Source organism: Funiculus sociatus GB2-C1 (genome assembly GCF_039962115.1).
In the GTDB taxonomy this organism is placed as follows: domain Bacteria; phylum Cyanobacteriota; class Cyanobacteriia; order Cyanobacteriales; family FACHB-T130; genus Funiculus; species Funiculus sociatus.
The window spans coordinates 1-9,197 of the sequence record NZ_JAMPKJ010000119.1; the positions used below are offsets into that span (position 1 = coordinate 1).

Consider the following 9,197-nt stretch of genomic DNA (forward strand, 5'->3'; position numbering starts at 1 on the left):
TAGGTGTCAACAATTTTTTGCCGCAGGTCAAGGGAGTAGGGTTTCATCTCTAATCAAGAAAATACTCATGCTCTATGCTTTGAGCGTACCTCACTAGACAGGAAAAGGCTATACAATCTATTGCACTTATCTTGGAACTCAACAAGAGCTTTAATAAAATTTTCTTTCTTGTGAGGTTGTAAATCTTCTCTCCCCAACCACAGCAAAATTACTTCCTTCCACTGCGGTTCAAAAATACGGTAACTAGCTTTTGGATCTTTGGGATTATTGGGAATGTGGTTTAGAAAAAAGTCCCAATCATCAATTAACGTTGCTGCAAAATACTCCTGAAACGTAGGATGAAAGAAAGCGTAAACTGGCTTGAGGGGATTTTCTGCTTCAACACCTATTTGATTCAACCATCCCAATTTGTCAGATAACTCAAATAATTCTGGATAGGGTTTCTTCAGTCCCTCATCAACTAAACTCTGGGGCAGGATAGATTTGAATCCCTTGTCGATCGCTTTCAAAGCCAGTCGTCCAAGAGCTGCATTTAAGTCTCTTTGCTGTGCTGAGGTGGTGGGAAATACCCCCTTTTTCAAGACGTAGAGTGCCTCAACAAACATCTCATAGAGTTCAGCTTTGGTATCTGGTAATTTTCCTCGTCCCGATTGCCAAGTAAAACACAATAGCGCTAACCGTAGAGGATGGCGTGCTAAATCCTTGATTCGCTCTTTACCAGTTTCGTCTAAAGCCTCCCGTAATTGTTGACCCCCTTCACTCCCCCCTACGCAGGGAGAGGCTTCTTGCTCCCTCTCCTTGTAGGGGAGGGCTAGGGAGGGGTTCCCAAACCACTTATCAATAAACTGTTTCACCTGATCTGAATTCTTGCCATCCCCATAGCTGAAATCCAGCATTTTGTAAGTATCAAACTCAGACAGAGCATTCCCCGCAGCATCCCAGAGATTCAGGCGGCAAGTCAGCACCACCCGCACATTTTTCAGCAAGGGAACTCTGACGAATTCGGCAAGTTTTCCCAAGGGATCAGCGACTTGCATCTCATCTGCACCATCCAACAGCAACCACACTCGCCCATCTTTTAAGTGTTGTTCTAACTGTTCCACCCATTGAGGTGATGCAGCATCCAACTTACTCGCCGCATCTGGCAGCCAATCTTTGAGCAAATACTCCTGTAGAGGCTTTGCGCCAACTACCCCTAAAGAAATCCAAATCGGCAAATCCTCAGTTTCATCCAACACCCAATCAGCAATCTTCAACAACTGAGTTGTTTTTCCTGCACCTGGTTCGCCAATGATAGTAAGGTGCTTGCCGTTATTTTTAGGACTTTTTTGGTTAGCGAGAACCTGCTGACAAAAATCCTTGTATTCAATCGGAGTAATTTTTTCCTTTTCTTCTACCTCTCGATATACCTGTGAACCTTTATCTGGTGAAACGTCTTTCTGATGCTGAACCTTTTTTGGGCGTTTAATCAATCCTAGAGGAACCTGAATGTCATCCAGTTTAAACGTTATTTCCATACCAGAAGTAAACAGATTGCTGGCAAGTTCCCGCTTGGATTCCAGCATGGCACGGCAGACTTCTCGCCAGTCAATCTCAATATCAGTTGCACCCGACGAACTAGTAGCTAAACCCTGCGATTCTTGCCATTCCAGATACTTATGCTTCAGCCAAGCAACAAATACAGAATCTCTAGCTTGACCCCTCTTACCTTTCAGGCTTGGAACATCCTGACGAGCTTCTCGCTGACTTAACCTCTCAGTGTAAATTGTCCGCATATGTTTGCTGACAGTTTCCGCATTAGGAGGCAAGTTATTTTCTTGTGTAGCTTGCTCTGCAACTGCTTTATCAGTTTTTATATGCTTTTCATCCTCATCGGGAAACTTCGCCAGGACAACGGCTATTTCTGTAGGACTCAAATTATAGGGTGGACGAGATAGTAGACTCACTAAAAAATTTTGCCACGAACTCATAGTGTAGATAGTTTTCCAGCTTCTTGCAGAACTAGACAGTAACTTATTGAGATTAACAAAAATGGCTTAAAAAGTGTAAAAGTTTAAGCTTTTGCTTACCGGAAAAATTTTTCCATTTATTTCCGCTCTAATGGAAAGTATCTTCCGAAACTTTTTTGAATACAGCCTATAGGATGGTGAGCAAGTAGAAATTTAATTGATTTACATGAATAACAACCACTCAACCATCAACTACAACGACTGCAACTTCCACGACTTCTCAGCAACCGCACCTTCCAACTATCCCGAATGCGATCGCCAAACAAAAACCAACGGTCAAAACCTGATCATTCCCACAGAAACAGAGGTTTGGAAGTTTCTTCAAGATGAATGCAAACTGGATATCACCCAAATCTCCATCAGACCTCCCTTTGATCAATGGTGGAATATCCTCCACGAAGGCAGCCACTACGCTACTAAGCCACTAAGTTACCTTACTCTGTGGCGTGAAAACGGTTCTTCAGGAGAAGTCCCTAGCCTAGACTGGCTCAGTGGCGATGGACTGATTAAACCCAAAGATCCAACCCCCGATGAATGGGGATGCCGTGCCTGGTGTCTGCAAGTTCTGAAATATAGAGGCTGGAAAAATCCTCTCGATTGCCCTGAATATCCTAGAAACTGGGAAGGATACCAAACTCACAATCCTCGTCTGTGGATGCTCAACAACACCACCAGTCCTTCTCACTCATTCCAGAAAAACGGGTTTGAACAACTTAAATCTGTGGGGATTGACGTAAGTCAGAGCATCTTCCGCCCCACCAAAGAAATCAAAATAATTGGCTTGCAACCTATTGTTGGTTGGGACTTTCCCAAAAGTGCTTAATCATTCTGCACACTACATGGCTTGCGATCGCACAGCACAACACTTAACAAGCCATATCTTCTGAGGTTTTGCAAGTCTTATTCCACGAGATTAAGCCGTTTATTGCCATAAAAAAAAGAATCACATAAAGCAAAGCAATAAACCGGACTCCTTTCACGTAGTACAACCCAATTCCTATTACATCAACCGCAATCCAGTAATACCAGCTTTCGATTCGCTTTTGAGCCAATAGCCACATCGCTGTGAAACTTGCAATCGTCGTCAGGGCATCCAAATAGGGGAAAGAAGCTTTCTCAGAAAACAGGGTAGGAAACAGTATATGGACACGGCTCATAAAAGCCCCAATAACAAAAGAAACGGCAATTGTAACAGCCAAAACCAAGATTAAACTTCGCCGCGAACTGTATCTGAAATCTCCGGCTTTGCCTGTACCTCGACGAGATGCACTCCACCGCCACCAACCATACACGCTTGCTCCCAAATAGTAGACCTGTTCGAGGGTATCTGAGTACAAGCGTATCTGGTAAAAAAGCGCCATATACAGCAGTACACTTACAATACCAACTGGCCAGGTTAGCATTTGCTTTCTGGCGATGAGCCACACCGACCACAAATAGAGTATCGTTCCTATGAATTCTATGTAGCTCATAGGATATCCAAGGATCGTAAAGGCAATGTTGTTTACACTGAACAATTCAAGCATTGTGATGAGTTACGCCATTTCTCTCTTCATCTTTTGTTTGCTCAATCTTATTGGCGCTCGACGAACAAGTCCAGCAAATTCTCATACTTTCGGTACTTCTCTAAGACTCTCTTCACGTACTGAACTCTTGTTTCCAGCTCACCTTGTACGAGGAAGAAGGGAATCTTGCGAAGAATTAAATCGTTAACAATTTGCTTTTGAAAGATACATCGATTCACATCTCCAGAACGGTCCCAAGTGTCGTCATAGGGGATATCTACATCACAAACAAACACAAGGTCATAGCGTGAAGCTGCCCGATTAGCTAATTCGGCAAGTCGTGGTGCTACCGTGTTGTGATAGTACAGTGAAAACATATAGGTGGTAATCGCATTGGTATCCGTAAATAAGTACCGATTTGCCTGGTATAGCAGTGCTTCTTCACGGTTCAAGTGTCCAGAAGCAATCTCAACTAATTGTTCGAGAGACAGCCGACGATCAACTTGATGCTTCTCCCAATACTCCCGCCCATACTCCGGCATCCAAACCGTATCGTATTCCTGTGCGAGTCGGGATGCAAGCGTTGTCTTGCCCGTGGACGGAGCGCCCAGGAAAACTACATTCGTTATCAAGTCGCGATAAACCCAAGGATGCAAATACTCGCGATAGGCAAAGGTATCTTTTCTGATTTGTGTGCCAGAAATGGGTACGGTTTGGCGGTCATAATCCACGATTCGATTGACCGCTCCCAGGGCTAAACTCATATGTTCTCCATAAAATTCACTCGAATAAAAGTGGGTGATTCCCTGTAGCTTCAAGCGATTTAGAATATAATTTTCATGTTTTTTCTTGATTTCAGGTGTATCTCCGACTTCAGTCGGGCCATCCCAAGCCTCGATAACTTGTACTTGGGGATAGAGTTTCCTCACCCAAGCTGCTCGAATATTCAGAGGGACGGACGTTGTTTCTCTCGCCTCGTAAAGGATTACAATCACCTCATTCATTTGGGATAATGCCGTTTCAATCAAAAACTGGTGTCCTTTGTGGAACGGCGCAAATTTTCCAAGAGTAAGTCCACGTTGGCTAGCCATTATTCATGATGTAAGTGTGCGACAAGGGAAAAGAGTTGACTGCTACTCTTTATAGAGAAACCCGAACGGGTTTTATTCATAAGGTAATACGAGACGTTCGCGGACTCGAAGAGAGCTGCGCTCTAATCGCACGCTCTTTTTGTGGGATTGTTTAGCCCCGTGCATGGAAGGAAGAGGATATGCGAAAACTCTTGGAAACAACGGCTGAATATGCTATTTGCTATCTTGAAGGCTTAGACGCTCGTAAGGTTGCGCCAACAGAGGAAGCGATCGCTAACCTCATCCAGTTTGATGAACCTCTCCCCAATCAGCCTGTCGAACCGGAACTTATCTTGCAACTACTCGATCAAGTTGGCTCACCCGCATCAATGGCACAAGCAGGCTCCCGCTTCTTCGGATTTGTCACGGGTGGTTCCCTGCCTGCCGCCTTAGCCGCCAACTGGCTAGCCGCCGCGTGGGACCAAAATTGTGGACTCTATCGCATCACCCCAGCTACAGCCTTACTGGAGCAGGTAGCTCTGCGTTGGCTGCTAGACTTACTGCATCTCCCCGCCGAGTGTGGTGGTGCCTTCGTCACGGGAGCAACCGTTGCTAACTTTACCGCATTAGCCGCCGCCCGCCACGCCGTACTCGAACGAGAGGGTTGGAATGTAGAAACAGACGGGTTGTTTGGTGCGCCACCGATTACGGTTGCAGTCAGCGAGGAAGCACACCCAAGCTTGTTGAAAGCGTTAGGATTGCTGGGATTAGGTCGAAGCCGAGTCGTGAAAGTGCCCGTTGATGGACAGGGGCGGATGCGTCCGGACGCTATTCCCACCCTGACTCGTCCTGCGATTATTTGTACCCAAGTGGGAAATGTCAACACAGGCGCGTGCGATCCAGTTGGAGCGATTTGCGATCGCGCAAAAGTTGTGGGAGCTTGGGTGCATGTAGACGGTGCATTCGGACTCTGGGCAGCCACTGCTCCATCGTTGGCGCACCTCACCGCTGGTATGGAAGAGGCAGATTCTTGGGCGACAGATGCTCACAAGTGGTTGAACGTGCCGTATGACAGTGGGTTGGCGTTTGTTCGCGATGCCAAGGCGTTGCAAGCGGCAATGGCGATTACTGCCGAATATTTACCCACCGTCAGCGAGCAGCGCAACCCGTCAGACTATACTCCTGAATTATCGAGGCGTGCGCGTGGCGTTGAAGTGTGGGCAGCTTTGCGATCGCTCGGTCGTTCTGGTTTGGCAGATTTAATTGAGCGTACCTGTTGCCATGCCAGACACTTTGCCAAAGAGTTAAAAGCTGCTGGATACCAAGTTCTCAACGATGTGGTGTTGAATCAAGTCTTAGTGTCTTTTGGGGATGCAGAAACGACTCATCGGGTGATTGCCGATATTCAAGCTGAGGGGACTTGTTGGTGTGGCAGTACGGTTTGGCAAGGGCAGACGGCGATGCGAATTAGTGTTTCGTCTTGGGCAACAACGGATGCTGATGTGGAAAAAAGTTTGGCAGCTATGCTGCGAGTGGCTGGGAAATATTGTTCTGGTGAATTTTAGGCAGGAATCGTGGGGGTTAATGCTTGCGATCACACTGGTGTCTACGTGCAACCAAAACCAACCTAAAGAAGTCATCACTCTCTTCATTCACGTCAGTGATCGTGTAGCGTAATGGATGTAATCGCATCCTTGAGCAGTTCTGCCGAATAGCATCAATATTGCCGTTCATTTAGCCCATTCAGGTAGTTGATTTCGGCTAGCAGTTCTTTAACCAACTTATTCTATTTAGGGAATACGAATTCCTGATTGAAAAAGTTTTATATACTGTTCGTTCACAAATCGTGGAATTTCTGTGACCAAGTCGAAAACCATTTGGGTGTTGTTAACGAAATCTTTCAACGTGAAGCGACCATCAGAGCTGTATGCAGAATACCTTTTGAGTTCTGCCTCCATCGAGTTGCTAGAAAAGTGAATCAAGTTGTTACGCAATGCTTTGAGAACTTCATCGACATCGAGCGGAAGATCAACAGGATCGATAATCCCCTCAACGTCTCTAGCAATTCGCAAAGCTTCACCAAGCCCACCAATGTTGTTTGTGACTGCTGGTTGTACCACGTTATTAGGCGACCAATGCTCGACAAGAAAAGATGGACACTTAACGACTAGGTCAACTCTTTTCTTTGAGGAGTTTTCTGATCTTCTAATTTCTATGTCTACTGGTAAATTACCACTGCTCGATGTTACAAGGCTGGCAGCAGATTGGGGCACGGGATCTATAAAAGTCAATGTATATGAATTGCCATTAACATCAACTTGGGCTTTCGCATAATTGTATATGTTTTGGCGATTTGCATTGTGAGTAAACGTGTAACCTCGAGTTGCCAATATATCTCGCAGAGTAGCTTCGACCGCGATTGACATTAGTGCCAAGGAAGTAGCGTACACCTTTTGCCGAAATAAGAGAAATCCACTACGTAGATATTGCATAACATCCCACGGGATAATCTCGCCCCAACTGTTTTTGTACACCGAACCGATTACTAATATCTTGTCTTGACCCAGTCCCCCACCTAAATCAAGTGCAAGCTCCCACTCTATGACCCACGCAGAATCGGTAGTGAGGCGAATTCTGAATTCATTACTACTCTGGATTGTGGTTAACTGGAGCAGATGTTGTCCAAGTGCCTGCATTCCCTGCAATTGCAACTGCAAATAGACTTCCTCAATTAGATCAAAGAATAGACCTTGCCTCCCAAGTACATTTTGATACCGACCGAGTAAACCTTCAATTTCCTCATGTTTTCGAGTGTTGTGTGTAGTTGAAGTGGGAGGAGTAAACTGAAAGCTGCGTTTATGAGCGACCTGTGCCATAGCGTCGAAAATCACATTATCAATATTCAATTGCTGCCGCATTCTTTGATATGCTGCTACAGCTTCAACCGAAGAAAGACAGTGCTGCAAGGGGTTCATTGCAGACCTCCTCCCGAATGGAGGTGTTCCAACATAGCGTTCAGATTTTCCTCTGCCTGATCTAGTCTGTCTTCATACTCGTGTAGCATCTGTTGCGACACAAGTATTTCGTGGTACGCACTAGTTACCCGACTGATGATCTGTTTTTGCTCTTCTAAACTGGGTACTGGGACTTGAACCTCCAACAGTGCATTTTTCGTAATTTGCGGGATTACAGAACCAGTTGTCCGTTCCAGTAATTGATGCGTGACGAATGTGCTGTTGAGTGCGATAGCTAGATAAGCTGGTGATAGTTGTGCGGATTCCGTCCTGACAACTATGATGTTTCGACTCACATAGTAGCCAGCAAGTTCTTGCTCCACTAATGCCGCTTGCCCACGGTATGTACTGAGTGCATTTATAACTATGTCATTAGCCTTTGTCACTACAGGATTGTTAGGCAACTTTAACTTATTGGTTCGATCAAGCTTTGCAACATCTATCGACAGCTTACGCACAGCGGCAGGACCGACTACAAATAGATCGCCATTTTCTTCAAGTGTTAGCTTTGAACCTTTAAAAATGTCAACAATATCGCCAAGACGTACCGTTGTATAAGTTGATAGTGGTTTGCCTTGTTTTGATGGAGAGTATCGATCAACTGTCAAGTTCTCAGCAACTAAGTCGTTACCTGAGACTAACCACGCTTTAGCAGCCCCAGCCGCGTCTATGTCCTGTAGGTGAAACGCTTCCAACAACTGTGCAATATGTGGAATCTGGAGGCAACTGGTAATGGTATGAGTGTTAGTTGGAACATCTGATTGATATATGCGCCCCATTAAAACATTGTCGAAGCTATTCACGGGATGTTTATCCAGCACTAATATACTCGCTCTAACACTGGTGTTAGGCATGAATGCGTCAAGTCCAAAGATAGCTTTAATGCTGGTATGAGTAAGCATATATTGGCGAAGTTCTTTCCGTCGCGATCCCTGAGAGAACAGAAATCCTTCCGGTACGATTGCGACAATACGCCCTCCTTGCGTAACCCAATTAATAGCTAGTGAAAGATATATATCCTCACTTAATCCCCCTCTTTGATCAGAAGATGAAAGCTTAACGTTAAAAGGAGGAGCAACTATAATTTTTGAAGGCTGAGTTAAGGTTTCAGAGTACCTTAAATTGTTCGGCGGCATTTCGTCGAACAAGATTTGGTTCTGACTATTGGATGCAAGAATTCGCTGTTGAATACTAGCCCATAAGTAATTGATAGGATGATTAACAATACTGATAATCGGTGCCTTGTTGTCAGATATAGCTACTGCCGCTGCTACGTCCCCGAAATTACTGAAAATATCCAAAACTCGATCTTCTGTGTTAATATCCGCAAGTTGCACGAATAGGTCATTCAACCAACGCGGAAGCTTGAATGCATACAGTAATGTTGAATGTTAAGAAAACCTCAATAAAAATAGCCCAAAATCTGTTATATTTTGGACTATCAATCTAAATATATCTATTAATAATGATTATAAATTCCTTCCCGAAGATTGTCAAAGATATCCTCAGAAGACTACCAAAAAATGATTATCCAGTGTTGAACAGTCGTCTGTTCTTTGAGTGTTGGCTATCTTATGCCCTGGATAACAGCTTAACGAG

At 44.8% G+C, this 9,197-nt stretch carries 7 protein-coding genes and 1 pseudogene; 3 read left to right on the top strand and 5 right to left on the bottom strand.

What is annotated here, in order from left to right; translation table 11 throughout:
* Positions 1-65: 65 nt before the first annotated feature.
* Complete coding sequence (locus NDI42_RS28200) at positions 66-1,946, bottom strand: NACHT domain-containing protein (protein WP_190450584.1); 1,881 nt, start codon at positions 1,944-1,946, stop codon at positions 66-68.
* Positions 1,947-2,175: 229 nt separating this feature from the next.
* On the opposite strand from NDI42_RS28200, the gene NDI42_RS28205 reads away from it, so the two are divergent.
* The gene (locus NDI42_RS28205) at positions 2,176-2,832 is read left to right on the top strand and encodes a hypothetical protein (protein ID WP_190450586.1); all 657 of its coding nucleotides are present in this window, start codon (positions 2,176-2,178) and stop codon (positions 2,830-2,832) included.
* Between the two features lie 43 nt (positions 2,833-2,875).
* Here the strand turns inward: NDI42_RS28205 and pnuC are convergent, their stop codons facing one another.
* Together pnuC and NDI42_RS28215 are read right to left on the bottom strand one after the other, a co-directional pair.
* On the bottom strand, positions 2,876-3,535 hold the full coding sequence (gene pnuC / locus NDI42_RS28210) for a nicotinamide riboside transporter PnuC (protein ID WP_313930525.1): 660 nt from the start codon (positions 3,533-3,535) through the stop codon (positions 2,876-2,878).
* Between the two features lie 47 nt (positions 3,536-3,582).
* Positions 3,583-4,605, bottom strand: a complete 1,023-nt coding sequence (locus NDI42_RS28215) for an AAA family ATPase (RefSeq protein WP_190450589.1) — start codon at positions 4,603-4,605, stop codon at positions 3,583-3,585.
* 179 nt (positions 4,606-4,784) lie between these two features.
* On the opposite strand from NDI42_RS28215, the gene NDI42_RS28220 reads away from it, so the two are divergent.
* Positions 4,785-6,149 (top strand): pyridoxal phosphate-dependent decarboxylase family protein, encoded by a 1,365-nt coding sequence (locus tag NDI42_RS28220; protein ID WP_190450591.1) that lies wholly within the window; start codon positions 4,785-4,787, stop codon positions 6,147-6,149.
* 225 nt (positions 6,150-6,374) lie between these two features.
* Here NDI42_RS28220 and NDI42_RS28225 read toward each other — a convergent pair whose 3' ends face one another.
* Positions 6,375-7,559, bottom strand: coding sequence for a hypothetical protein (locus NDI42_RS28225; RefSeq protein ID WP_190450593.1), 1,185 nt, complete (start codon positions 7,557-7,559; stop codon positions 6,375-6,377).
* The gene (locus NDI42_RS28230) at positions 7,556-8,734 is read right to left on the bottom strand and encodes a restriction endonuclease subunit S (protein WP_242017437.1); all 1,179 of its coding nucleotides are present in this window, start codon (positions 8,732-8,734) and stop codon (positions 7,556-7,558) included. Before NDI42_RS28230 ends, NDI42_RS28225 begins: the two co-directional genes overlap by 4 nt.
* Positions 8,735-9,063: 329 nt before the next feature.
* Here NDI42_RS28230 and NDI42_RS28235 point away from each other — a divergent pair.
* Positions 9,064-9,197 (top strand): annotated as a pseudogene (locus tag NDI42_RS28235) (IS4 family transposase); the annotation flags it as partial.